This window comes from Bradyrhizobium sp. Leo114 (genome assembly GCF_055229415.2).
This window is the reverse complement of record NZ_JBUYEN020000204.1, coordinates 1-592: the sequence shown is the minus strand read 5'-3', so window position 1 is coordinate 592 and position 592 is coordinate 1. Positions and strand designations below refer to the sequence as shown.

Sequence of the window (592 nt, the reverse complement as noted above, 5' to 3'; positions counted from 1 at the left end):
GCGACGCCGGAAGGCAAGAAGGAACTGATCGGCTTCCAGGTCGGCGTGCGGGAGAGCGCGCAGAGCTGGCGTGAGCTCCTGATCGACGTCAAGCGGCGCGGGTTGCAGATCGCCCCGGAAATTGCCGTCGGCGACGGCGCGCTCGGCTTCTGGAAGGCGCTCGAGGAGGTCTGTCCCGGCACGCGCCACCAGCGATGCTGGGTGCACAAGACCGTGAATGTCCTGGACAAGGTCCCGCTCTCGGTGCAGGCCGCCATGAAGAAGGATCTCCGCGAGGTCTATTGGGCGCCGAACCGGACGTCCGCCGAAGCGGCGATCGACGTCTTTGCCGAAAAATACCGCGCCAAATACGGCCGGGCGGTCGAATGCCTGGTCAAGGATCGCGACGCGCTGCTGGCCTTCTACGACTTCCCGGCCGAGCATTGGGATCACTTGCGCACGAGCAATCCCATCGAAAGCGTGTTTGCGACCGTGCGGCACCGGACGGTGCGCACCAAGGGCTCGTTGTCGCCAACTCCCGCCAGGCTGATGGTGTTCAAACTGGTGATCGCCGCATCAAAGACCTGGCGGCGGCTCAAAGGCACAAATCAGT

The 592-nt window shown here is 64.4% G+C and carries 1 protein-coding gene; it reads left to right on the top strand.

Annotated elements, in window-relative coordinates; genetic code table 11:
* A partial coding sequence (locus ACZIRK_RS45415) for an IS256 family transposase (protein WP_474419870.1) occupies nt 1-592 on the top strand: 592 nt, incomplete at both ends.